The 25,415-nt window shown below is 31.8% G+C and carries 27 protein-coding genes and 1 pseudogene; 6 read left to right on the forward strand and 22 right to left on the reverse strand.

What is annotated here, in order from left to right:
• Positions 1-2: 2 nt before the first annotated feature.
• The 3 genes from pdxR to ACK1U5_RS05775 form a co-directional block, all read right to left on the reverse strand.
• Positions 3-1,451 (reverse strand): MocR-like pyridoxine biosynthesis transcription factor PdxR, encoded by a 1,449-nt coding sequence (pdxR, locus tag ACK1U5_RS05765; RefSeq protein ID WP_000471629.1) that lies wholly within the window; start codon positions 1,449-1,451, stop codon positions 3-5.
• 89 nt (positions 1,452-1,540) lie between these two features.
• Positions 1,541-2,566, reverse strand: coding sequence for a homoserine dehydrogenase (locus ACK1U5_RS05770; protein ID WP_069605216.1), 1,026 nt, complete (start codon positions 2,564-2,566; stop codon positions 1,541-1,543).
• An 87-nt stretch (positions 2,567-2,653) separates the two neighbouring features.
• A complete protein-coding gene (locus tag ACK1U5_RS05775) occupies positions 2,654-3,895 on the reverse strand; it encodes an esterase/lipase family protein (RefSeq protein WP_000517066.1) in 1,242 nt (413 codons plus the stop codon).
• Positions 3,896-4,174: 279 nt separating this feature from the next.
• Here ACK1U5_RS05775 and ACK1U5_RS05780 point away from each other — a divergent pair, with 279 nt between their 5' ends.
• Positions 4,175-4,516: a DUF3914 domain-containing protein gene (locus tag ACK1U5_RS05780; RefSeq protein ID WP_030025703.1), complete on the forward strand. Its 342-nt coding sequence runs from the start codon at positions 4,175-4,177 to the stop codon at positions 4,514-4,516.
• 76 nt (positions 4,517-4,592) lie between these two features.
• Here the strand turns inward: ACK1U5_RS05780 and ACK1U5_RS05785 are convergent, their stop codons facing one another.
• The 8 genes from ACK1U5_RS05785 to ACK1U5_RS05820 form a co-directional block, all read right to left on the reverse strand.
• Positions 4,593-5,261, reverse strand: a complete 669-nt coding sequence (locus tag ACK1U5_RS05785) for a lipoprotein BA_5634 family protein (RefSeq protein ID WP_000831684.1) — start codon at positions 5,259-5,261, stop codon at positions 4,593-4,595.
• 67 nt (positions 5,262-5,328) lie between these two features.
• Entirely contained in the window at positions 5,329-7,260 is a 1,932-nt protein-coding gene (locus ACK1U5_RS05790) for an ABC transporter permease (RefSeq protein ID WP_069605215.1), read from the reverse strand.
• Positions 7,235-8,005: an ABC transporter ATP-binding protein gene (locus ACK1U5_RS05795; RefSeq protein ID WP_000404284.1), complete on the reverse strand. Its 771-nt coding sequence runs from the start codon at positions 8,003-8,005 to the stop codon at positions 7,235-7,237. Before ACK1U5_RS05795 ends, ACK1U5_RS05790 begins: the two co-directional genes overlap by 26 nt.
• A gap of 256 nt (positions 8,006-8,261) precedes the next feature.
• Positions 8,262-8,846, reverse strand: coding sequence for a GNAT family N-acetyltransferase (locus tag ACK1U5_RS05800; RefSeq protein WP_000503527.1), 585 nt, complete (start codon positions 8,844-8,846; stop codon positions 8,262-8,264).
• A 20-nt stretch (positions 8,847-8,866) separates the two neighbouring features.
• Positions 8,867-10,495 carry a ribosomal protection-like ABC-F family protein gene (abc-f, locus tag ACK1U5_RS05805; protein WP_069604891.1) on the reverse strand — a complete coding sequence of 543 codons (1,629 nt, stop codon included), beginning with the start codon at positions 10,493-10,495 and terminating at the stop codon, positions 8,867-8,869.
• A gap of 452 nt (positions 10,496-10,947) precedes the next feature.
• Positions 10,948-11,931: a sensor histidine kinase gene (locus ACK1U5_RS05810; protein ID WP_030025701.1), complete on the reverse strand. Its 984-nt coding sequence runs from the start codon at positions 11,929-11,931 to the stop codon at positions 10,948-10,950.
• A complete protein-coding gene (locus tag ACK1U5_RS05815) occupies positions 11,928-12,635 on the reverse strand; it encodes a response regulator transcription factor (protein WP_000238990.1) in 708 nt (235 codons plus the stop codon). Before ACK1U5_RS05815 ends, ACK1U5_RS05810 begins: the two co-directional genes overlap by 4 nt.
• 126 nt (positions 12,636-12,761) lie before the next feature.
• Complete coding sequence (locus tag ACK1U5_RS05820) at positions 12,762-13,676, reverse strand: acetamidase/formamidase family protein (protein ID WP_061139259.1); 915 nt, start codon at positions 13,674-13,676, stop codon at positions 12,762-12,764.
• Positions 13,677-13,826: 150 nt separating this feature from the next.
• Here ACK1U5_RS05820 and ACK1U5_RS05825 point away from each other — a divergent pair, with 150 nt between their 5' ends.
• The gene (locus ACK1U5_RS05825; protein WP_001128398.1) at positions 13,827-14,255 is read left to right on the forward strand and encodes a cell wall hydrolase; all 429 of its coding nucleotides are present in this window, start codon (positions 13,827-13,829) and stop codon (positions 14,253-14,255) included.
• Between the two features lie 284 nt (positions 14,256-14,539).
• The gene (locus tag ACK1U5_RS05830; protein WP_000771814.1) at positions 14,540-14,923 is read left to right on the forward strand and encodes a BA_1872 family lipoprotein; all 384 of its coding nucleotides are present in this window, start codon (positions 14,540-14,542) and stop codon (positions 14,921-14,923) included.
• 187 nt (positions 14,924-15,110) lie between these two features.
• Here ACK1U5_RS05830 and ACK1U5_RS05835 read toward each other — a convergent pair whose 3' ends face one another.
• Positions 15,111-15,281 (reverse strand): DUF2197 domain-containing protein, encoded by a 171-nt coding sequence (locus ACK1U5_RS05835; RefSeq protein WP_000551047.1) that lies wholly within the window; start codon positions 15,279-15,281, stop codon positions 15,111-15,113.
• A 144-nt stretch (positions 15,282-15,425) separates the two neighbouring features.
• Here ACK1U5_RS05835 and ACK1U5_RS05840 point away from each other — a divergent pair, with 144 nt between their 5' ends.
• Positions 15,426-16,328: an SMP-30/gluconolactonase/LRE family protein gene (locus tag ACK1U5_RS05840; protein WP_061139260.1), complete on the forward strand. Its 903-nt coding sequence runs from the start codon at positions 15,426-15,428 to the stop codon at positions 16,326-16,328.
• Positions 16,325-17,026 (forward strand): class I SAM-dependent methyltransferase, encoded by a 702-nt coding sequence (locus ACK1U5_RS05845; protein WP_061139261.1) that lies wholly within the window; start codon positions 16,325-16,327, stop codon positions 17,024-17,026. Before ACK1U5_RS05840 ends, ACK1U5_RS05845 begins: the two co-directional genes overlap by 4 nt.
• 253 nt (positions 17,027-17,279) lie before the next feature.
• Here ACK1U5_RS05845 and ACK1U5_RS05850 read toward each other — a convergent pair whose 3' ends face one another.
• From ACK1U5_RS05850 to ACK1U5_RS05865, 4 genes are all read right to left on the reverse strand, one after another.
• A complete protein-coding gene (locus ACK1U5_RS05850) occupies positions 17,280-17,909 on the reverse strand; it encodes a class I SAM-dependent methyltransferase (RefSeq protein ID WP_000397592.1) in 630 nt (209 codons plus the stop codon).
• A gap of 234 nt (positions 17,910-18,143) precedes the next feature.
• A complete protein-coding gene (locus ACK1U5_RS05855) occupies positions 18,144-18,641 on the reverse strand; it encodes a DUF421 domain-containing protein (protein ID WP_000547584.1) in 498 nt (165 codons plus the stop codon).
• Between the two features lie 191 nt (positions 18,642-18,832).
• Positions 18,833-19,000 carry a hypothetical protein gene (locus ACK1U5_RS05860; protein ID WP_000348947.1) on the reverse strand — a complete coding sequence of 56 codons (168 nt, stop codon included), beginning with the start codon at positions 18,998-19,000 and terminating at the stop codon, positions 18,833-18,835.
• A 200-nt stretch (positions 19,001-19,200) separates the two neighbouring features.
• On the reverse strand, positions 19,201-20,127 hold the full coding sequence (locus tag ACK1U5_RS05865) for an alcohol dehydrogenase catalytic domain-containing protein (protein WP_069604888.1): 927 nt from the start codon (positions 20,125-20,127) through the stop codon (positions 19,201-19,203).
• Positions 20,128-20,236: 109 nt separating this feature from the next.
• Between ACK1U5_RS05865 and ACK1U5_RS05870 the strand changes: the two genes are divergently transcribed.
• Complete coding sequence (locus tag ACK1U5_RS05870; protein WP_009326972.1) at positions 20,237-20,479, forward strand: hypothetical protein; 243 nt, start codon at positions 20,237-20,239, stop codon at positions 20,477-20,479.
• Between the two features lie 28 nt (positions 20,480-20,507).
• On the opposite strand, the gene ACK1U5_RS05875 is transcribed toward ACK1U5_RS05870, so the two are convergent.
• The 6 genes and pseudogenes from ACK1U5_RS05875 to ACK1U5_RS05900 form a co-directional block, all read right to left on the reverse strand.
• A complete protein-coding gene (locus ACK1U5_RS05875) occupies positions 20,508-20,711 on the reverse strand; it encodes a hypothetical protein (protein ID WP_000538966.1) in 204 nt (67 codons plus the stop codon).
• A gap of 371 nt (positions 20,712-21,082) precedes the next feature.
• Entirely contained in the window at positions 21,083-21,712 is a 630-nt protein-coding gene (locus ACK1U5_RS05880; protein ID WP_001193607.1) for a type 1 glutamine amidotransferase family protein, read from the reverse strand.
• 74 nt (positions 21,713-21,786) lie between these two features.
• The gene (locus tag ACK1U5_RS05885; RefSeq protein ID WP_001124137.1) at positions 21,787-22,749 is read right to left on the reverse strand and encodes a helix-turn-helix transcriptional regulator; all 963 of its coding nucleotides are present in this window, start codon (positions 22,747-22,749) and stop codon (positions 21,787-21,789) included.
• Between the two features lie 63 nt (positions 22,750-22,812).
• A pseudogene (locus ACK1U5_RS05890) lies at positions 22,813-23,121 on the reverse strand (helix-turn-helix domain-containing protein); the annotation flags it as partial.
• A gap of 106 nt (positions 23,122-23,227) precedes the next feature.
• A complete protein-coding gene (locus ACK1U5_RS05895) occupies positions 23,228-24,607 on the reverse strand; it encodes an aminotransferase-like domain-containing protein (protein WP_069604889.1) in 1,380 nt (459 codons plus the stop codon).
• A gap of 70 nt (positions 24,608-24,677) precedes the next feature.
• On the reverse strand, positions 24,678-25,271 hold the full coding sequence (locus tag ACK1U5_RS05900) for a DUF4030 domain-containing protein (RefSeq protein WP_065845389.1): 594 nt from the start codon (positions 25,269-25,271) through the stop codon (positions 24,678-24,680).
• Positions 25,272-25,415 lie beyond the last annotated feature (144 nt).

The following is a 25,415-nucleotide window of genomic DNA, read 5'->3' on the forward strand; positions in this document are numbered from 1 at the left end:
TCTCAACTCCAAATTTCATTTTTTAATGTATCACCAATTATTTTAATTCCCCGAACTATTTCTTCTTCTTTCAAGCGCGAAAACCCTAATCGGAAAGTGTTCGCTCCTTCTCCATCAGAGTAAAAAACATCTCCAGGTGAAAACGTAACGCCTTTCTCATAACACTTTTGTAAAAGTGTGCGGGCATTCATATGCTCTTCTAGTTCTATAAATAAATGAAGTCCACCATCTCCAGTCATTCTTTTGAAATGAATGTACTGGTTACATGCCCCGACAGCTAACTCATATTTTTTCTTATAAACAGATCTTGCCTTTTTTAAATATTTCTCAAAATATCCCTCATGTAAATATTGAAACAGAACAGCTTGATCTAGCGTAGATGTGTGAATCGTTCTTGCTCTTTTTACGCTTTCTAAATAATGAATCAGCTCTTTATCTGCAATAATCCAGCCTACACGTAAACCAGGGAAAAGTACCTTTGAAAAGCTACTAATATAAATCACATTATTGCCAGCTCCAGCAAAAGTTAATAATGGAGCTAAATGTGAACCTGAATAACGTAATTCTTCATTAAATCCGTCCTCTATAATAGGAACGTTGTATTTTGAGAATAACCTCATCAATTCCGTTCTTTTCTCTGAACTCGTAACAATACCGGTTGGATTATGATAAGAAGGAATTAAATAAGCAAAATCAAAATCTTTTTCACGCAAACTTTTTTCAACTTCATTCGTATCAATACCATCCTCATGCATATCAATCCCATGAACTTCAAGTCCATGTAAACGGAAAAGCTTAAGTGCAGCGTGGTGAGTTGGATTCTCACAAATGACACGACCGGATTTTTTTGATAAAGAAGAGAGTACAATATCCAATCCTTCTGTAAATCCATTTGTAATTAGAATATCTTTATTCGAAATGTCTACACCTTTCATTTCCATGTAATGAAGTAAATAATTCATTAACGGTCTATATCCCTTTGCATATCCGTAGTTCAATACGATGTCTCCTTCAATGGACATACGAGTAAGAAAAGCTCTTTTGAAATTTTCAACATCAAATAGCTTCTCATCTGGGGCTATACTATTAAAGACAATCATTCCCTTTTCCCAACGAACACCATGTTTCATTAAATCTAATTCATCCGCTAATGCGGTCACTGTATTAAGTTTATTTTTCCAATTTATTTCAACAGACGAAGTGTTAGATATATCCACCTTCGCAACAAAGTTCCCTTTTCCTTTAACTGCATAAATGAGTCCTTCTTGCTCTAAATCTGCATAAGCAGCGAGTACAGTGTTTCTACTCACACTTAGTAATTCACTTAGTTCCCTTGTTGATGGGATTTTTTGATCCCCGAGCAAATGCCCTTTCATAATCATCTTCTTCAAATAATCTTTCAATTGAATATAAACGGGACGATCTTTAACAACTTTAAAATCCTTAAACAATTCCTTACCCCCTGCAATCATTTTTGCATATTTATTTCATTCTCAAAAGGTCCACGACATATGTATTTTTTATAAAGGGCGGTACGGTCTTACAAATCTTTTCGATATAAGTTAATTACATCTTTTAAAGCTGCAGCTGCAGCGCCTCGTGGATTAGAAGCCCCACCAATTGTAGTAACTTGTCCCATCGTATCTGTAAAGAACGTAATTCCTTTTTCGGTCCCATTTACTTTTGCTAACGGATGATCTTTCTCTATTTCGCACGGTTCAACATTTAAATTGACATTGCCACCCTCATCCTTATATGTTGATGCTATTAATTTAATAATTTTATGTTGTTCCTTAGCATTTCTAATTTGCTGTTTTGTAACGTGCTCGATTCCTTTTATATGTATATCAGTAAGTGTTTTCTCTGTTTCCATTAAGCTGTTTGTCAAAAGTAACAATTTACACGCACTATCTGAACCACTTATATCTAATATAGGGTTTGTCTCAGCAATTCCTTTATCTTGTCCTTCTTTCAATGCTTCTTCAAATGTCATATCTTCCTCATACATTTTCGTAAGAATGTAATTAGTTGTTCCATTTAATATTCCTTCTATTTTTTCAATACTGCAACCGGCTAAACTAAATTGTCCGATATCTAGGGTCGGTAATGCAGCGGCTGTTGCACCGCTATATCGAATTCGTACATGGGCGCCTCTTGCTGCTTCATTTATTTCTCTCCAGTTTGTAACGAGCGCCCCTTTAGAAATTGCTACTATATCCATCTGTTTCTCAATCGCTTGTTTCATATATTGTTTCCCTGGATTTCCATCTTTAAGATTTGTAACTGTTGATTCTACCAATACAGTACCACTTATGCTAGTTGTTGCACGTTCCTTCGGATGATACTCTAAATATTTTTCAATTGCAGCGGTACCGCCACCATACATCAATAAATGATGAAGTGATAAGCCGTCTTCATTATGTATTGCAATATTTCTCCCTAATACGCCACTTACAACTAATTGAATCCCATATGTTTCATATATATATGAATATTTTTCATTTAATAATTTTATAAACTCTCTGCCTACTGTTCCGTATCCTGATAATACAACTTGAATTTTCATAATATCCCCCCATATTTTTCTACCAAATCCCTCTTTCAATATAATATAAAGCGCTCTCGAATTCCATCGAGAGCGCTTTATTATTACCTATTTCGGTAAACGTGATAGCTTTTCAGCAATTGTTCTATAAAACTCTTGAATGCTAGAAAAACCTAATGAGTCTGAAACACTTAATCCTACCATATCGAGATGATCCCAATTCGCTTTCGTTTCGATATGATTCCATTTTCCAATCTGTAATGACCCATTATTATTTACAGCAACATTAGAAGATGGTGCAATCATAGAATTCGTATTTACTACACCATCATTTTGCCACCAAGAAGTATCAACTAACGGACGGTTTTCTTCATATCTCGCATAAGAACCTAAGAAAAATGCATTCCCCATCAACACTTTATTCATCGTAATATGCGGTAAATGTAAACCTGTTATAGGTGCTGCTTGTGATGCATGTCCACTATAGGATAAATAATACACATCTGGTTGCGTCTTTACCCAATTATTTAACTCCTTTGCACCATCTGTACTTAAATCCCATTGACTTATATCTTTTGTATTTTTCCAAAGTGAACTATTTAGAATACGATTACTATATTGGAAAAAGGACTCTCCAGCATTTTTCTTTATACCCCATTGATCCAATTTAAAATCATATAATGATAAATTATTGTTTCCTCCAAAGCTTGCAGCTGTAATGAGTAAATCTTTAACGAACGGCAGTAGAAGACTACCATCCGCAAGTGTTGTACCGTTGTGAGGGGTTGCTAATGTTGTAACACTATGAACATATGATTTTCCGCCTTCAAATAGTGGTGATATTTTGATGTCTGGGTGATTTTTCACATAATTCTTTTCTTCAAAACTACCTTCTTTTAATAGCTGTACTAATGTTCTAATCGTTTGTCCACCCATGCTATGTCCAACTAAATGAACTTTATTTGTTTCACTCCAATTCGGCGCAAAACCACTATAAGTTCTGCCAAAACGATTATGTCCATGTTTCTCAGCATGTACGGCACCATAGTCTACTGTCCCACCGCTAATTTGTGCATACAATTCACATGCACGATCCCAGTTACTAGAAACAGGTCCAACAGCTGCGGTATGTACCGTATAACCATTGCGTTTCAAATCTTCCTGTATATCATGAACACCACCCCAATATTTTACGCCAAGCATTTCTTCTCTACCCCATCCAGCAAATCCATTCACCAATATGATTGGATAATTATTTTGTTGCCTCTCTTCAGCGTATGATATTTTCGCTGCGAATGAACATACGGTCACTAATGCGAAAAAACATATTTTTAAAAATAACTTCCCCATACTTTCTCCCCCTAATAAAACGTTTACATTTTTCTTTTTTAAAAAATTAACAGAATACTTTAACAACTTAAACATAATGTAAAGTATTTTATATACGTTGTATATATAGAAAACATATACAAATGTTGATAAATATTAATTCAAGTAAATATTTACTTTTTACAATACAACTTGTAAATCTGTTTATTTGAATTTATAATTAGATATAGTTGCCTCATGTTAAAAAGATTTAAAAACCATAAGAAAACTAATCTCATTGCTTGAAAAGGAGGAAAAAGCATGCAAATCGGATCAAATATTCATACATTATCTCAACCTACTAAAATAACTCCATCTACTCTTGAGCATAATACTATCTCTTCTACTAAACTTGAAAATAAGAAAATAAATGATCCTATCAAGTTTGATATTCGTTCATCTGAAAAAGAAATGAAACAGCCTGAGCATAAATTTAATGAATTAGATTTATGGAAGATGTTAAAGGATAAAGGTGTTCCCTTATGGATCATCCTTGAAATGCTACAAAAGGCTCGTAAAGAAAAAGAATCCCAAAATAATTCAGTTCAAAATTCAAATGGGATTGAGGAAACAAACGAGACTCGATTAAATGAAGTAATGTAAAGCATAATAATTGATTTGTCTATAAACTAAAAAGAGTTCGAAGCTGATGAAATTTTTATCAACTCCGAACTCTTTTTTAAGGTTTTTCGCCAATCGTTACAAATTGAAAAGATACTTCTCCTTCCAAACCTTTAATTAGCTTTTTTACTTTGACATTTTCATTAACCATTGTATTATCTGTCGACATTTTAGGTCTTTCATCGCCTAGAGATCTCTTTAATTGAAGAAGGTGCATTTTCGTTTCATTTGCTTTTATTTCCTTATATACGCTATTTTTTGCTACAATCACATACGATTGCGTTGGATATTTACGAGTGTTTCCTATCCAAGTGTCACTATCGTATGTAACAGGAATCTCATTTCCTTCTATTTTAATACTTTTCATAGTCTTTTCGTCTTCATTTGTAAACAATAGTGATCCTTCTTTTGGGAATTTTGGTAACGTATCTAAAATATAATTGGAGCCATTACCTCGTTTATGAAAAATTTTTTCTTTAATCAGTGCTAGTGCTGTAGATTCATTTAAAATTAATACATGTCCATTTCCGACTTCACCTTTTTTCACAGAAAACACTTCATTTTCTTTCGTAATTTCCTGATAACGATTAATAATTGGTGAAATATTATTTTCATCTCCAATAATTAATACACCGTTTGCAGGAAATGAGTTATCCTTTTTAGAGCATGAACTAAAGCTTATTAAAAGTATTATAGTTAACATAAAAATAGTTAAAGTTCTTTTCATCACGGTTCCTTTCATAATTCATATCATTTTTTACATGCTTTTCTGTAATTTTATTAGTTGATATCCTTTATTGCTCCATAGTCTTATAAAGCTTTTGTAGGTAACGCCAACGAGTAATAAAGAAATATAAAACTTGTATACATATAAATGAAATTAAAATAAAAATCGAGCTATTTAAAATAGAAAAACTAACTAATTGTTGCAGTGCCGTATACGCTACTACAGTATGAATCACCGCAACAGCAATCGGTAAGAAGAACATTAATAATAACTGTCTCGTTACAACTTTTTTTAACTCTTGTTTACTTAATCCCATTTTCGAAATCATTTTATATTGTTGTTGATCACGGTCCAAATCAGTGTATAATCGGAAATAAATAAAACTAGCAGCAAATGTAAAGAAAACGATTCCGACTAAAACACTTGCCATAAGTAATAAACCATTTTTTTGCTTTGCCTCCAACAAGTTTAATGTTAAAGCTCCAAAGTAGAAATCACTGTCCCTAAGATCTTTATCGAATATACTCTTTAATTGATTTGAAATCTCTTTCGTTCTTATCCAATCATCTACAACAAATCCGTAAGTACGATGTTGAATATCTTTATCCTCTGGATTACTCGTCAGAGGAATTTCATCATACACATGATCTTGAACAGCAATATAAATACTACTAGAATCATGTGGTAAAACTAAATTCTCTACAGTTTTCTTCACACGAAATGTCTTTGTCCAATCTCCTTGAATGACTTCAATATTTTTTTTATAGTCACCATTTTTAAATTCTTGCTTTTGTGACACCCTCCCAGGGATTAGTAAAACTTCATCTTCTTTTTCAATCGTTTCATGTTGGTACCCGAGTGCTCTCGTAAGTTCGTTATATTCACTTAATTTCAATACATTTACGTTACTTTCTGTAAATTTACTTGAAGATGAAGCCATTCGATACGGAATATTTGCATCCAAGAGGTGTTTTTTTATAATAGAGAGATGTTTATCTACCAATTTGTTGTTTTCAGAGCTTTCATACAGAAATGTATATGGGTTTGTCATCCACACTAAATTTCTATTACCAATAGCAGCTGTTGTACCAATAGCTGTAAATGCAACTGCTGAAATAATAGATACAATAAAAAACATCGTTGCATTATCTTTCATACGGTAAATTAATTCAGAAAACGTTAATATATTTGTTCTTTTTAAAAAGAAAGATTCTCTCCTTTTAGCAAGATGTAATATATAAACGCTACACTGTGTATATAAAAAGTACGTTCCTGCAATTACTAGTAGGACACCCATTCCGAGCGTAGTAAAACTGGAACTTGAAATAAAGCGAAATACTGAGAAATATCCATATCCTATACTAATTAAAGAAAGCAGTGATAATAAAATTGAAGATTTCGGTTCAGGTTTTGGTTTTTCCTCTGCTCGAATAAGTTCCACAAGTTCCGTTATTTTTACCATTTTAAATGTAAATAGTGAAACAATGAAAAATAAGAAAAGAAAAGTGATAACTGTTAATAATACAGCCTTCACTGGTGTATAAAAAGGCAAACCATTATTAATCATTAATACACTTGCGCTTATCAATAAGACTAGTTTAGAAAATATGAGTCCAATGAAAATCCCTATACAAATTGAACCAAGTCCAATCAACATATTTTCAATTAATAATAATTTCTTAAACTGTCTCATTGACATACCTTGCATCATTAATATGCCAAATTCTTTCTTACGAGTTTTTAAAAATGAACTAACTGAATATAGAATAAAGAAAAATGAAAATACAAAAATCAAACCTTGCGAAATTGTAAATCCCATCGTACCATATGCACTCATTGTTGCACTTGTTGATTTTAATTCCCCTTGTAAATCAGGATGAAATAATAAAAGAGCATACGTAAAGAAAACCATAATAGAAAATGTACTACTTAAAAAATGGGCAGCATATGTACGCTTATTACGAAAAATATTATTAAATGCGAACTGACGAAAAGTCATGCCTTTTCCCTCCTAACAAAGAAAGAACATCCATAATCTTTTGATAAAAGGCTTGTCTGCTTTCACCACAATAAATTTCGTTATATAGTTGACCATCTTTAATAAATACTACTCTACTGCAAAAACTCGCAGCATACGGATCATGTGTAACTAACATCATCGTTGCTTTTTCTTCTTTATTAAGAGTATCAAGCATCTCCATTACATCATTTGAAGATTTAGAGTCCAAGTTCCCTGTTGGTTCATCTGCAAGTAATAATTGCGGCTTATGAACGATCGCACGAGCGATTGCTGTTCTTTGAGCTTGTCCCCCTGATATTTCAAACGTTCTTTTATTCAAGATATCTGTAATATTTAACTTCTCTGCAATCTCTTCCAATCGCTTGTTCATTTCTTGCACGGAAACACCATCTAAAGTCATCGGCAATACGATGTTTTCTTTTACAGTAAGTGTGCTAAGAAGATTAAATGATTGAAAAACAAATCCTAATTGTTTTCTGCGGAATAACGCTAAATCTTCTGATGATAATTGGAAAGGATTTGTACCATTTATTAAAATTTCTCCCGATGATGGAGAATCAATAGTAGATACCATATTTAATAACGTTGTTTTTCCACTACCAGATGGCCCCATAATCCCTACAAATTCACCTTCTTGAATTGATAAATCAATATCAACTAATGCTTTATAAGGTACTTTCCCTTTATATACTTTACTAATACTTTTTGCATGTAAAATTTCCATGTATATTCTCCCTTCATTTCCACTGCTCACTATAAAGTGTAAATGAATTGTCTTACAGCTCATATTGATTCATCTTTCATTTACCTTACACGCTTGTAAGATTTCTAAAAAAACTGACAACATAATTATTTCAAACTAAAATTAACGCATAACTATCTTATAATAATTGTATAGTAGTAGGAAATATAATGTATAATAAATCTTTATTATATAAATGAGAAAAGACCGATTGCTATCGGTCTTTTACTACCAAACGTTATATTTTTATCCACTCAGATTTTCTCAATATATAATGATTATATATTTGATTTTCTATCCTCTGTTGGCTCTTATAAATAAACCCGCATTTTTCAATAACTTTATTTGATGCTACATTGTTAATTAAAGCAATTGCGTTAAGGACATTTAAATTTGTTTCTTTAAACAAATAGTCAATTAAACCTTTAGTCGCTTTTGTAGCATAGCCATGATTTTGATATTCATTTGAGATAGCATACATTATCTCTCTGTTTGGTGAAGGGAGTTCTTCTTTCATACCCGTGCAGCACCATCCAATGAGTTCATTTGTAGCTTTCTTAAATATTCCTAGCTTTAACATATGATTATCTATGTTATTCGTAGTTTTCACTGCATCAAGAAATGCTTTGTTTGCTGGTATTTCATAATCTGCAATCCAATCCACCCTTTGTTCTTTCGTTGATTTCCAGTCTGGTAAAAATTTTGCTATTTCCGGTTGATTTGCTATTTTATAAATACTCTCTGCATCTTTGACCGTAAATTCTTGCAAGTATATATCTCCACAATCTATTTTAAATAACTTAGTGAATCTCTCTTCTCCCATGTTAATCCCCCTTACTTACGTTATAGCTCTTTAATCTGCTTCGTAAGTTCCATAAACCGTTCATCCAGTGCTTTATATTCTTTGTCTTTAGAAGTTAAAAAGCTTAATTTCCCTAATACTTCTTGTCTCTCTGTTTCTAACGTTAAACGTAGCTCTTCAATATCATCTCTTGTTTTAGTAGGTTCTTCTAGCTGCTTTTGTATCGTATTGTTTGAAAACACGAGTTTTGTGTTAGTTGTTTTCTCCAGAAAATATCGATCGTGAGATACAATTACTAATGTTCCGTTATACTCAGCTAATGTATTTTCAAGTTGTTCACGTGAAGGTAGATCCAAGTGATTCGTCGGTTCGTCTAAAATGAGTACATCTTTTTCATCTAAAATATAAGCCATTAGCTTACACTTTACTCTTTCTCCCATACTCATATGCTCAATCGGCTCTTTCCATTGAGACGCTTGGAATCCTAAATGTTTCATTAAATTTTGGACTTTTCCTCTTTCTTCAAACGTCTCTTTAAAAAATAAATTTTCTGGTGTTTTATCAAGCGGTAAATCAAAAACTTCTTGTGTTAAATAGCCGATGTTTGCTGAAGGTGAAATCCATATTTCTCCTTCAGCAGTTTCCGTTCCCATAATCATCTTCAGTAATGTTGTTTTCCCACTACCGTTTGGTCCAACAATCGCAACTTTCTCACCGTGCTGAATTGTAAAATTAACGTTTTCAAATAATACTTTCCCATGAAAGTCTTTTTTTAATTGCTTCACTTCTAAAAAGCGTTTTCCTACTTTTTTGTTCGCTTGAATAGAAAACTCAACTGAATACTCTTCTTTCACACGTTCTACTTTCGTTTTCTCCAGCTCTTTTTCGAGTCTTTTTCGTTTTGACTTCACTTGTGCATCCATTCGCTTCGCTTTTACACGATAGAATTCTTTCACACCTTCTTGTTTTGTAGACTGCGCGTGTGCCTTTTGTGACCATGAACTCAATTCTTTTATATGTGTTTCTACTTGTTCTATCTTTTTTTGCTGCTTTTCATATTCACGCTGTTGTGACTTTCTTTTTTGCTCACGTGCTTTCATGTAGCTCGTATAATTACCACTATGCTCAATTAATTTTTTGTCCTCAATTGACCATATTTTTGTTGCGACAACATCTAAAAAATATCGATCATGTGATACAACGATAACTGTACCTTTCATGTTTTTTATTTGTTTAATGAGAAATCCCGTACTGATCTCATCTAAATGATTTGTCGGTTCGTCTAATATTAAGACATTAGGATTTTCAGCAAATCCCTTTGCTAATCGAATTTTCAGCTTTTCACCACCACTTAAAGTATGAAAATCGTTCGTTGGCACACCCCATTTCGCAAGAAGTTCTGCTTCTTTTGCAATTACATCATTACTAATAAAAGATTCTATTTCTTGCTCAACATATGCGGTTTTCATATTCATTTGCTGCCATTCAACAATCCCTTTTGAAGGCTCAATCTTTCCATTTATTAATTGAAGTAACGTTGATTTACCAGCACCGTTTTTACCAATTAATCCGATAACATCCCCTTGTTTTACTGTCACATTCATTTTCTCTAACAACATATTTTCTTTTATTTCAACATAAACATCATTTAATTTTAATAGTTCTTTCATAATACCGATCCCTTTCATTAAGGGAGAATAAAAAAATCCTCCCAAATAAATTTGGCAGGATTAGTCGTTAAAATATTTACACCCAAATAAGCTATTACGTAACATAAATAGCAATACCGTTCTATGGAAATTGGGCAGACTAATCCTATTTTTTAGAAATTGAAATTTATTGAATTTCAACATTTAAAAATAAGATTAGTTAATCATCGTCCACCCATCATTCCTTTCTGTCATTAATAACCATAATTGTACCATGATAATACTGTATGCGTAAATATTATTATTTGTACTTCAAAAGCAATTATTTTTCTTCAAGTTTATTTTTACAATTTCATGTGCTCATATCTTTAATTTTTACTAATTTGTATCATTTATTCATATGAAAACTTTTTAAAAAATACAAAACAAGGCTAAAAAACTTATCTCCAACGTTCTTTAGCCTTGATCACTTTTTACACATTAAAAAATATTACTCGTACTACCGTACCTTTATCAACTTCTGAATGGATTTCTACACTATGTCCTAATTGCTTCGTAATTTCATATACGAGATATAGCCCCATTCCTGTTGATTCTTTAAAATCTCTACCGTTTTCTCCTGTAAAGAAAGGTTTGAAGACTCTTGGTAAATCTTGCTTCGGTATACCTACGCCATTATCAGCAATTTCAAGTATAACGGTATTACCTTCCTTACAAGCTTTCACTTTAATCTTTTCTCTACTACCTGATGAATATTTAATCGCATTCGATAGTATTTGCCCAATTAAAAATTGTAACCATTTCGCATCACTTTCTACAGTAATGTCCTTATCAATTTCAAGCTCTGGATATACAAAATTCCGGATAAAGAACCGTTTATGCTCATGTACCGAATCATTCACTATTTTATGTAGTTGTACTCTTTCTACATAAAAATCTTGTGTAAATGCTTCTAAACGTGCGACATACAGAGCCATTTCTAATCCCTTTTTTAATCGATCAGTTTCCTCATTTATACTTTCAAAACGTGAATCTACTTCATCCTGTGTAATTAATTCTATTACAGATAAAGGTGTTTTCATTTGATGAATCCACTGATTCATAAAGGTTAAATGGTCATTATTTTTTCTCTCTTGCATTTGCAGCTGATTTTGATAATGTCGATATTGCACCTCAAGTAGTTCTTGAAGAGCAGCCGATACAGCTGCAAAATCAGATTTTTGAACAGATTCATCCAAAGATTGCATCGGGTTTGCTAAGCGCTCATAAAAAGAACGATGTGTAAAATAACGAAACACTAAATAACTTCCCATAAAGAAAATACCTAGAAACATTGCATATAACGCCGTTGTAATATGATTATGCCCATCAAACCAATATACGAGAAATATAGCTAGTAGTTGAATTATAGTAAAGCAAATAAGTGGTATATGATCACGTATAAACAATCTTATCATTTTTCTATACCAGTATCCCAAGTAATATGCAATCTATATCCAACACTACGAATCGTTTCAATCGCACCTTCTATATGTAACGTTTGTAACTTTTTACGCACACGTGTTGTATTTACACTTAATGTATTATCATCAACATAAGATTCACTATCCCATAATTTATTAAGTAACACTTCTCTACTCACAACACGCGGATAATTTTTCATTAATGTCTCTAATAAAATAGCTTCGTTTCTCGTTATATCAATCTCTTCGTTTCTAAGTTTCAATACAAGTCTTTCAGGATATAAACAAAGGCCTTGTTGCTCAATCATTCGCTCTTCTAGTTTCGGTGCATAATCTCCATATGCACGTCTTAAATGACTACGAATTTTCGCCACTACAACTTCATAATGAAAAGGCTTCGGAATAAAATCATCGCCACCATTTTCTAACGCCATAACTTGATCCATCGTACCTTCACGAGCCGAAATGAATAATATCGGACATGTAGAAACACCGCGAATTTGACGACACCAAAAGTACCCATCAAAACTCGGTAAATTAATATCTAATAAAACTAACTCTGGTTGTTCATCTAAAAAAATGTCTAATACATTTTGAAAGTCCGATACAATAACTCCTTGATAACCATATTTCGCAACATGTGTTGATAATAGTTCTGCAATTTTCATATCATCTTCTACAATCATAATTTTGACCATTATTGAACTCCTTTTTAATCCACAATCTCAAATATACTTATATAAAATAAATACTACCTCTTTTCACAAAATCCGTAAATTAAAAAAGGATGCTTTTATACAAAAGCATCCTTTTTCGTCCCTTATCTATTTAATATGAAATTTACTAAAAGTAAATCCTAGTTTCTCCACATAATCCATCCCTAATTCCATACGCGCCGTTTTCAACGGATCCACAACTTGGCAAACTTTTAAATTACCTGCTGCCGATAATAAAAGCGTTGCATCAGCTTTAGACATTGCTAATTCTTCATGTAAAAATGTCACCATATTACGTACAGCACGATTTGCTGCATCATCTAACAATTTCTCTGAAGCAATCGTCATCATTTTTTCTTTTTGAATAGCCATTGGTAACGGCCATTTCTTTTCTTTTATAATTTGAACTGTTACCGTTACCTCACCAGCAACCTCTACACCACTAACACCAATTTCACCATCACCCATTGCTGCGTGTAAATCACCTAACGCTAATAGTGCTCCTGGGACATTAACTGGTAGTAGTAATGTTGTTCCTTCTTTAATTTCTTTACAGTCCATATTCCCGCCGTGATCATGCGGTGTGCCACATGAAATGCTCTCTTCTTTCGGTGCAGTACCAATTACCCCAATCATTGGATTAATCGGGATTTGTAGTTCACTTGAAAACAAAACATGTTCATTATGTATTGGGACAATTTTCACTGTATTTTCATTTAACTCATCCCCTATTACACCAAGGTTTGCACCTGTAGTTAAAACGCCCTGCTCTGCAATTTTAATCTTTTCAATCGTTACGGCTAATATATCGCCAGGTTCTGCTCCTTTAACATATACAGGTCCAGTCGCTGGATTAATTCGGTTCCAATCTAATTCTTGAAACACAACATCTTCAGAATCGATTTGATTTTCAAAGCAATCATATGTTTCAAATACAAGACTGCTCCCAATTTCCACTTCCATACAAGGCTTATTTTCTGGTGACATTGAGTAAATGATATGGTCTTTATGAATTCGATACATAATACCTCTCCCTTTTATATTTATCTACTATTACTAATTAGCTCTTTTTATACAAGCTCCTCTTAAAATTAAATGTTATTTTTATGTAAAAAAGCACGCAGATTGTTTTATAACATACACTCTTTACTATAACAGAAAGGTGGTATCACTATGCCCCTTATTCCATACAACGAAAGTGATGTTGATTTACTAGCTCGTTTAATTCGTGCTGAAGCTGAAGGCGAAGGTCGCCAAGGTGAGGAGTTAGTTGGATGCGTTGTAGTAAATCGTGTATTTTGTGATTGCTTAGATTTTAAACAACTCCGTACCGTACGAGACGCCGTATATCAAAGCCCCGGCGGATTTGAAGCAGTACAATATGGATATTTTTATCAACGTGCTCGTGAATCAGAAAAAGAAATCGCACGAAAAGTTTTGCAAGGTGAATGGCGCTGGCCTGCACGATGGGCTCTTTGGTATTTCCGTCCAGTTGGAGCTTGTCCACCTGAATGGTATAATCAGCCATTTGTAGGACAGTTTAAAAGCCATTGTTTTTATGAACCAAGTGGTGATGAATGTCCGAAAATGTATTCACGATAGTAAAAAAGAGAACACCGAAAGTACCTGCTTTTATATATACTTTCGGTATTTTCTTTTTATTCAAGTAATCTAATAGTAAGATAAAATATTTAACTCCTATAACATTTTATTAATTGAATATTCAACATGTACTGAAGTTTCTTAGACTAATAGAAACCAAATGGTATATAAGAGATTATCACTAAATAACAACTTTTAGTTTTAATGTATATATTTATTTATAAAAAAATGATAAACTAATTTACGCATTGGAAAAATTTTATAATGATAAAAAGGGGATCACTATGAAATTACTACGTTTATTTCTCATTCTAACTCTTGTTGTATTATTAAGCGCATGTGGTAATACAGCAGTAAAAGTCACCAAGGTTCAAAAAAACGGCGAAACAACTTTAAACATTGGCTCCCTGAAAGGGTATTACGATGTACAAACGATCAAAACTGAACAAGGAAATGTACAATTTCCTTTTGATGCAACCGTTGAAGAGGGTACAATTTTATTACAAATCACTAAAGACGATAAGGTCATTTACGAAGAAGAAGTCACTTCTCAAAAAGAAGGTTTACTTTCTTTTGAAGCACCAAAATCTGGATCTTATAATTTAATTGTACGCGTAAAGAACGAAAAAGAAAAAGCAAAAGGTATACAAATACATACAAAACTATAAAAAAAACGGCAAGCGAATTCTAGCTTGCCGTTTTTATTTCTAACTCAATTTTCATAATATATACTTATCGATTAAACGAATTGTTTTGTGTATACTTCATCTTTATTTACATTCTATATTTAGACATTATTCTTAAAAAATCTTCTAAAATAAAAATTAAGTTATGACTTCCGGAATTTTAGTTTAATTATCTAAAAAAATTCTTTATCGCTTCTAATTGAATTTTATGACTACACTCATCACAACAATATGCCCCGTTTGGTTTCTCTTTAAATCGCTTATATTTTTCACTGCCTTCGTAAACACGAAATATATTCTTACAAGAAAAGCAAACAATCTCATAAAACATCATATGCATTTTCCTCTCCTTGTTTATACACTTTTTTAATCACTTGTGAGAAGGTCATTTTTCTACAGCATAAATTTTAATATCCTTTGACTAAAAGGTTTACCTCTATTCTTATCGAATTATATTAATATCTTATAACGCGAGGTGAACATCTTGTTCAGTAATATAGAATTAGTTTTAGATGCTAAAGCAAGTTTAGCTGAAGGACCATGTTGGAATGGAAAAAAGCAACTTTTATATTGGGTTGATATTATGGAGAGAAAATTATGCATATACAATCCTACCGCTAATACGAACCGAGTAATTGCTCTCAATCAACAAATTGGCTGTGTTGTTCCATATTTAGAGGATGTACTACTCTTAGCTATGGAAAAAGGCTTTTATTCTATTAATGTAAATACCGAAAAACTGACACATATTTTTGACCCTGAACCACATTTAATAGAAAATCGTTTCAATGATGGAAAATGTGATCCAGCTGGTCGTTTCTGGGCAGGTTCTACAGATACATACGGTATGAATGCTGCAGGTTCCTTGTATTGTTTACATCATAATTTAAGTGTAGAGAAAAAAGTTTCACATGTAAATACATCAAATGGAATTGCTTGGTCACCTGATCATACATACTTTTACTTTATAGATACACCTACTAAAAAAGTGGTTCGCTATCAATATAATATACGTACTGGAGACATTCATAATCCAATTGATGTAATCATTTTCTCTGAAAATGATGGTCTACCTGATGGTATGACAATTGACGAAGAAGGTTGTTTATGGATTGCACATTGGGGAGGTTCAAAAATAACTAGATGGCATCCCTCTACTGGAGAACAAATATTAAGCATTCCAATTCCTGCGTTATATGTTACATCATGTACATTTGGTGGGCCTAATTTAAAAGATTTATATGTTACAACAGCCAGAACAAGAATGACAGATGACGAATTAAAAGAGTATCCACATGCTGGTGGTATTTTTCGAATTCAAACAAATATAAAAGGTTGTCCTACATATGAATTTTGCAATAAAAATATTGGGGCTGAAACAATATGAACCGTATCGATTACATAAGACAAGAAGAAAAGAAATATCACGACCTTTGCTATGAACAATATAAACTATTTGAAATTGGCTCTTGGCTGTACAAACCGGTTAAAACAGTTATGGACTTGATGGATCACTTTGAAGGACAAAACAACTTGCAAGTACTTGATCTTGGCTCTGGCGTCGGTAGAAATAGCATTCCAATTGCACAAAAATTAAGAAATACTAGCGGCACTGTTACATGTGTTGATTTACTTAATTCCGCTTTAACAAAGCTACAAACTTATAGTAAAGAACATGATGTATTCGAGGTTATAAAAACAGAACAAGCAGCAATTGAAAACTATCATATTGACTCTAACGCTTATGATTATATCGTTGCAGTATCAAGTTTAGAGCATGTTAAATCAAAAGAAGATTTAAAAAAAGTGCTCCATTCTATGAAACAAGGGACAAAAAACGGCGGTATTAATTGTTTGATTATTAACTCTAACATACAAGAAATTGATTTAAAAACGAATGAAGAATTAGAAGCTTTAATTGAAATTAATCTCCCAACTGATGAAATGATACATCTATTAAAAAGTATTTATAAAGGATGGAAAGAAGTAAAAGTTGAAATAAAAGAATTAGCTTATAATATAGTTCGTAATGAAAGACACATTCAATTAAAAACAAATGCTATAACGTTTGTAGTTCAGAAATAATCGTATAATAAAGATATGGTTATTTCTCTCAGATTTATTTTTATTGCACGAAATTTGCAAGTATAAATATTTATGAAACAAAAAAATAAAAGAGCACTTGTTTCCGCAAGTGCTCTTTTGGGGATTTTGAGATACCCTATTAACGAAAGTTAAGGTTACTTAAAGTTAAAAGGTATTTATATTATATGCTTGTCCTTTTTATTTGTGCATAATCAATATATAAACATCTTTAATCATTCTTAATAACTTTTAGTTATCGTTCTTTCTTACATTTTATCATTAAGAAATTGATTGAAGGTTTATTTACTATGTTCTTATTTGGTTCATCAATTTCCGAAACTTGTACTAATCCATATTGATTAAAATCTTTTTTTATAGATTCAGAATCATAGAAGAACATTTTTACACCTTCCATTATCTCATAATAATCTTTATCCAACTGTTTTCCTTTTCCGTACATGGGAGCTTTTTTAGAAACAGTTGTAAAAACCATATATCCTCCTGGTTTTAACTGATTATAACAATCTTCAATAAATTTCTCTCTTTCCTGTCCATTCAACAAATGAAGAAGTGCATGACTAAATATCCCATCATACAGTTTATTATCAAAAGGCATTTCGTTTACTGAACCGTGATACATACTAACATCTTCTAGTCCGTTTTCTCTTGCTAAATCGATCGCTGTTTTCGAAATTTCAATGCCTGTTACATTTATACTATTTTTGATAAATACCTTTGCGTTTCTACCATATCCAATACCGGGAACTAATATGTCCTTAATGTTCTTTTCTAGAAAAAAATCTTTTGTCAAAATTGCAGATTCTGTAGGTTCAAATCCCCACATTGTTTGTTTCTCAATAAAACTTGATTCCCAAAATTCCATTTTATTTTTATCTCCTTATTCTTATCTCATGTTTAATATCACATGAAAGACCTATTCATTTTAACGCTGCTTTTTTCACCACAGTCACTATAGCTCCATTGAATATAGCATATTAATAAGCCTATATCTAATTTAAAGATTGGCTGAATATCTATTCTAAATATTAACTTTTACATTTAGAAAAAATAAAAAATGCCAATAATTCAATTGTATATTGGCATTTCACATAAGAAATTATCTTTTTATTTTGTGCTGATCTAATGTTTTTTCTAACATTTCTAAAGTTATCGGTTGAGCTTTCTCTATTAATTGATAACCAATACGTCCATTCGGCTCAGCTGTAACTTGCTGCAAAATCTTTAAATCATGTATTCCTTTTTCTCTTAATTGCATATAAAGTTGTTGTTCAGACATTTTTGCCTTCATCAAGTTCGCTTTAATAATCTCTCCATTTTCAACAATTACAAAGCTACTGCCATTTAGGAATTGTTCCGCCTCCCTTGATTTCAGTTCAAAGAAATGAATGATAAGAAGTACGCTTGCAAATATTACAGCTGCAAATATAGATGGGACTACATTCCTACTTAATACAGGCTCTACAATAATACGCGCAATTGATACTACTATGATGATTTCAGCTCTTGTCATTTGGCTAACAGATTTACTACCTGTCATTTTTAATGCAAGAATCCCAGTGAGAATTAAAATAATGCTTTCAACAATAATATGCATAATAGCCCAATCCTTTAATGGTAAATGTTATTAGCATTCTAGATGCACTTTAAACTTTTTGGTGAAAATTAAAACTTACATATATAGAAAATGGATCTATTTAGATCCATCTTTTTTCAATAAGAATTTGATGATCTATTTTCTATTGTCAAAAAAACAAAAGCACCCAAATGGATGCGTATAGATTAAACTTATTCATTATTACTTTCTCCACTTTGATCATCAACTGATTTCGAGTCTAACATGCTGCCTATATCAGGCGGTAAGGCTAGCTCTATACCAGCTACTGGTTGATTATCTTCATTAAACCATTGTTTCTTAAATTTACTCAATTCTTCATTTTTCTTATTTCCATCCATATTACCCCGCCTTTTATGTACGTGATATTAAATACTTTACTTAATATGTACATTGAGAAAGATAATATACGATTTGTACATAATGAAAGAGCAACAACCCGTTGTGCCTATTAAAAATTAACACGTACATGCTACTCCTCGTTTTATTATCATATTAATGACAAAATATATGTGAGCTACGTGACAAGTACGTTGTCATTTTATTCATATGAGACAAATACTTTTAAAGGAGTAATTATTCCTTGACTTAATTCCTCAAAACATTTTTCAAGTGCAGTATAATGAATTTCATGTTGAAAAATCTCTTCTATCCATGGCGTCTGTTCTATTTGACTAAAAAACCAATCTGCATGTTTTTGGTAACCATATCCATCACTTGAACCAATGATTTTCAATTCTTTTCGATAAAAGTCGGCGGTTAATGTTAAGTCTTCTATATTACCATCAGAAAGAATACATATCGCTCTATTACTATTAATGGCCTTTTGTAATGTGTGAAACCCTCTATTTGTAGCAGAACATTCCAAACCGTAATTATATGTTTCTATTATTTGTTTTTCTGAATCAAAGAGGTTTTTCGCACCAAACTTCTTTGCAAATTCTCTTCTATTTTTATTAGGCTCAACAACATCCACATGCTTAACACCTACATAGTATTTTAAGAAATAACAAGCGAGTAAACCGATAACTCCCATTCCAGTAATAAGTACTTTTTCATCCTGTCGCGGGTCTAGCTTCAATACCCCTTTAGCAGCATCACACGAAAGAATAGATAATAAAGCAACTTTAGGTTTTATATAACTAGGTACTCGAATTACTTTATCTCCCTTAACTATTCCTATCGTTTCATGTCCATAAAAAGAAACTACTTTATCACCTACGTTTAAATTTGTTACTTTATTACCAACTTGAATAACTTCACCATAACTTTCATATCCAGTTTTTCTAGGATAGATAGGATTTGTATCTGTAACATCCGATTCTTTATACTGTGGTAACTCTGCTCCAATACTTATTGCACCTGCAATTGTTTTAACGATAATTTCATTATCCTGTATAGACTTAATTTTACATGTTTTCCACTTAAGACGTTTTGGTCCTTCTAAAACTAATTTATTTTGTTCCATTTATACCCCTCACATTTTATAAAATATATTCTCACTAAATTTCAAACAATGTATAATGGATTCATCTAAAATTAAGCTATAAAGTTGGCTAGCAACCAACAGTGATAATATGATAATTGAATTTGATGGATATGAAATAAATGAGTATGTTATTGGCCTTACCTGCTCTATACACGAAATAAGAACAATGTATTTACATGTTAAAAGTGAAGAGTTATCTAACGAAGATCTTCTAAGCTTATTTTGTGTACGGTATCACTTTGAAAAATCCTCAAAATTACTACAAGAAGAAGTCCTAAGCGATGCTGTCATTGATTTAGATACAGACTATATTTATATCCCTAATAGATAACAATACACTAGATTTAAATGAGTAGAAATTACGATTCAGCTAAGTGTTTAATAAAATAAGTGAATGCCCAAATTAATGTCGCAAATTGAGTGACAAAATACATTGTCCATTCAAAACCAGTCAATTTTCTCTCTCGTTTCACTTTCTTTAAGTATCTGTAAAATATAAATGTACTTAAAAACATAAGTAATAATGATAATTGCTGTAAATCATCGACTATACGTACCCCCATAGACTCCATCACCCTCCCATTCAAAATAAATGCTATACTTTAAAGATATCATCTATTGGTAGTTTATTTCCATTTAAAACAATTATGTCCTAAACAAAAAGAGCACTCAACAATTGGGTGCTCTAAAAATTATTAACATAACACTTTTCTTCTACTTTTTATAACTCAGTTCTATCACTTTGGGTATATGATTGTTATCATATTTCCTTTTATAGAGGTAACGTCAGGAAAATACGAATATACAAAGTTAAGGGATTTTCATTACTTTATAACCATTTTTAAGTTATATTCAATAACCATGCTTTGACATTGTCTAGAGCATGGTTATTATTTAAACAAATATAAATCTGCTTAGTTGATTTTTTAGTTCATCAATTTATTGAATTCATTAACTGAAAGAAGTATTCAGGTTTGTGAGTTTTATTTAGGTTAAACCATGAATGTAATGTATCTGGTGCAAATACATCTAATTTTTTCAGTACTTCCATCGCAAATTCCAGAGGAGCTATTCCTGATGCAGTAACTAAGTTCGCATCAGATACCGCAGATCTCAACTCATAGAATTTTTCTCCTTTATAGTTAGGACATACCATTTTAGTGTATTCTAAATTATTAGTTGTATGCTTTCTAGTATCTAAGTATCCCCTATTTGCAAGGGCCTCAGTTGCACCACAAATTGCACCAACAATAGTACCAAACTTTAAAGCTTGGCCAACTCTTTCCAAGATAGGTTGATGAATCTCTTCACTCCAAGTAGTCCCTCCTGGTAAAATTAAAAGATCTTTACTCTCAAAAGTACATTCATCAAGGGAAATATCTGGTTTTATGCTCAGTCCCCCCATAGTAGTAATCATTTCTTTATTAGCTCCTACTGTAATTACTTTTAAAGGTACTAAATCTTTTTTAAAATATCTTCCTGAATTTAGTTCGGTAATTAAATATCCATATTCCCAGTCCGACATTGTATTAAATACATATAGAAAAACTTTTTTTGTTTGCATCCCATATCACTCCAATCACAATTGATATGGATATTATAATATAACTTCCCTGACAGTTAACGTCAGGGAAGTTATCATACTTCATGAAATTTTATTAATTCCGACAGAACTTCAATAAGTCTTTTCTTAAGACTTATTGGCTCAATAACTTTAATAGATTTATTGTACGGTAAAAGTAAATAAGGTACATATGTATGTATCATATCTTTTTCAAGAAGAAAAACTGCTTGATTTGAAGTTCGCACTTGTAAATAATGTCCTAAAAACCAATGTTGGCAAATATCATCCAATACACTTTTATCCCCACTAATAACCAAAGAAATAATCCCTTCCTTATCTTCTATAGTTGGAAGAAGATTTTTTATAAAAAAGTCACGTGCTGAAAAATTTTCTGGCCGGTTAAACTTATTTTCGGTTAGCATTAAATTTTCAATTCGATCTACCCTAAAACTACGGATATCATTCCTAAGATGACAAAATCCAATCACATACCACCTATTATTCCAATAGATAATTCTGTACGGATCGACCAATCTATAATTTAATTGCTTTTTCCCACTTTTATAATAAAGAATTTTTACTGAATACCCATCAGTTACGGCCTCCTCCAACTCCTTCAAAAAATGTTCCATAGAGGATGAACTAAATCGACTTATTACTTCTAGACTACTTAAATGTCGGTTTATCTTTGCTTCCTGCTCTTGATTTGAGTATTTACTTAGTTTTGAAATGGCCCTATTTAATGCTTCACCTCCATAATATCCGGCTTCTTCTGCAAAAACAGCAGCGTGAAATAGTGAAGTTTGCTCTTCAAAATCAAAAAAAAGAGGAGCCTCAATAAAATTGTTTAATAACGTGTATCCACCGTTATGTCCTGGTTCTGAAATTATAGGTACACCACTTGTTGAAATTGTATCAATATAACGATACACAGTCCTTATATTCATCTCTAACTTTTCTGAAATTTGTTTTGCAGTAATTTTTTTACCTGAGCGAAGCATCCATAGAATCGCTAACATATTATCAATTTTAGGCATGTAATTCCACCTCTCTATGGAATTTATCCCTTATTATATATTTCTGATTTTTAGTATAACTCATCAACTGTTCCTTTCCGATAGCTTTCTAAATAATGAGGCCCTAGACACATTTGTAATTTCACAAATTTGATTTACATTCATATCTACCTCTTCATAAAGCTTTACTGCATAATTCATTCCTGCATGATTTTTATAGTATTTCTTTAACCAACCTTTAAATTTTCCTTCTTTCTTATTCAGTTCAATACCTTTATGTTTCCACCTACGAATCAGATCACGTTCTAATTGGTTTATACCCGCCATAACCTTAATTAAGCATTGGCTTTAGGAATTATCTTCCAATAAATCGAGCCATGTATCTTTGAAGGATTATAATTATCATCCTTATTATAATATTTAGTTACAACAATAGCTTCAATTATTATAGCGATACACACAAACAAAAGAATTATTTTGCGTCTCACAACAAAGCTACTTATTCATTTTTTTCTTTTTTAAATTGGAAGGATATATGTTCCAATTGTTTGATTTCCTCTATTATTTTACGAATTCCTTCTTCAATCCTATCTTCCTTTACATTCGATACGTTTAACTTTAATAGTCTTTCTTTCGGAAAACCTCTCACATAATTTTTATCAATTGTATCAATACTTATTTGTTTTTCACTTAGTCTTTTGAAAAACATTTCTGAACTACTCGTTTTATGTAATTTTAAACAAGTATGAATTCCAATTGTATTATGCTTTTTATATGTGAATAAAAGTGGGTTTTCACTATGAGTTCTTTCTAGTGTTTCTGCTAATTTTTTAGATCTATTGTGATAGGAAGATTTAATTTTATTTTTATGACGTTCAAACATACCGCTCTTTATATAAATTTCTAAAGCCGCTTGAGAAATCATCGGACTATCAATATCTAGTATTTTTTTGTATGTATAGAAAGCAGTTGCAATGGATCGTGGGATGACCGCAACTCCAACCCGTAAACCTGGAAAAATAATCTTCGAATAACTTTTCAAATATATGACATAACTACAATTATCCAAGCTATATAACGGATCTGCTTTTGAATCAGTTTCTAAATCTGCTAAATAATCATCTTCCACTATAAATACATTGTATTTCTTAGCCAATAGTGTGATTTTTTCTTTCTCATCTTTAGAATAAGACGTTCCAAGCGGATGATGATATCTCGGTATCGTATAGAAGAATTTTATTTTTCCAGTTTGAAATATTTGCTCCAATTCATTCAAATCGATACCTTCATTCGTACGTCTAATACCGATTACAGGAACTTTATTTATTTCTAGATAATCAATATATAGATGATATGTTGGCTGTTCAATTAATACAGTTTCATTTCCATTCGGAAATGGTATGGAAGTTAATATAGCAAGTGCCTGCTGAACACCTGACGTTATAAAAATATTTTCTTCTTTTGTAAAGACTTGATAATTTGCTAGTTGTTTTTGAATAACTGGTATTAAAGATGGTAACCCTTTCGGCGTTCCATATACAAACAAATCATTTTTATACGTATCAATAGCCTTATTAATGCAATGCTGAAAATCTAAATATGGGAAAACATCTGGATCTGGTGCTGAAGAAGCGAAATCAATTATCTCGTTATTTTCTATGGTACTCCCAGATTTCTTAACAACGTAATATCCACTTTGAGGGACAGAATATATAATGTGACGCTTTTCTAATTCATGAAGAGCACGTATAACTGTTGCCTTATTACATTCATATTGCGTAACGAGTGACCGTATAGACGGTAATTTCTTTCCTTCTCTTATTTCTCCATTTTGAATCATATTTTCTATGTCGTTTAAAATATTTAAATACTTATACATCTTACACCTCCTTCAGTAATTCTATATTTAATTATATCGATTTTTAATTAATATAGCATTCATTCCTCAATTAGTTAATTTTCCGATCATCTATATCGTAAATCCCAATAGCATATGAATCATTTTCAATCCATTTCTTTACTGCTACTGTTTTAAGTACCCCTTCAACTTCTTTTTCTGTTTTCTGTCCAAGTTCTCTCGCCCTTACTTCACCATCGCTAATCTTAGTTTTTATATCAATGGTAACAGGTTGATTCTTTTTATAATTTATTTGCTGAATACCAAACCCTTCATATCCATTTTTTCTGAATACGTCATCAAATATCTGTCCAAAAACTAACTCCCATCTATGTTCTGCATTTACAATCTCCTTGTTTCTTTGAGATATATTTACTTTATAGGACATAATACCTTGAATTTGCAATCTTTTATTAATTTCTTTTTTTATTTCGTTAGGATTTTCGCTATCAGCAATCTCTAAATCTACTATTCTTGCTTTTTCATCTCTTATAGCAGCACTAAAAAAAGATTCCTCCTTTACCGCTACTGTAGCAATATCCATCACTATAGAATCTTCACTTTTAGCATCTTCAATCTCATTCTCACAGGCACATAATAAAGCAAATGGAATTAAAAATACAAGTACCTTTGTTCCCTTTCTCATGTAGCACCCCTCCACACATTTTCATTTACGATAAACTTTTTACTTTGACATATAAATACTTTCTATAATTATTAAATTTAACATTATTTCACATTTTCCCCACTTAACAAGGGAATTACAATTAATAAATAGAATATCTCTATG

This window comes from Bacillus sp. XB1 (assembly GCF_053557995.1).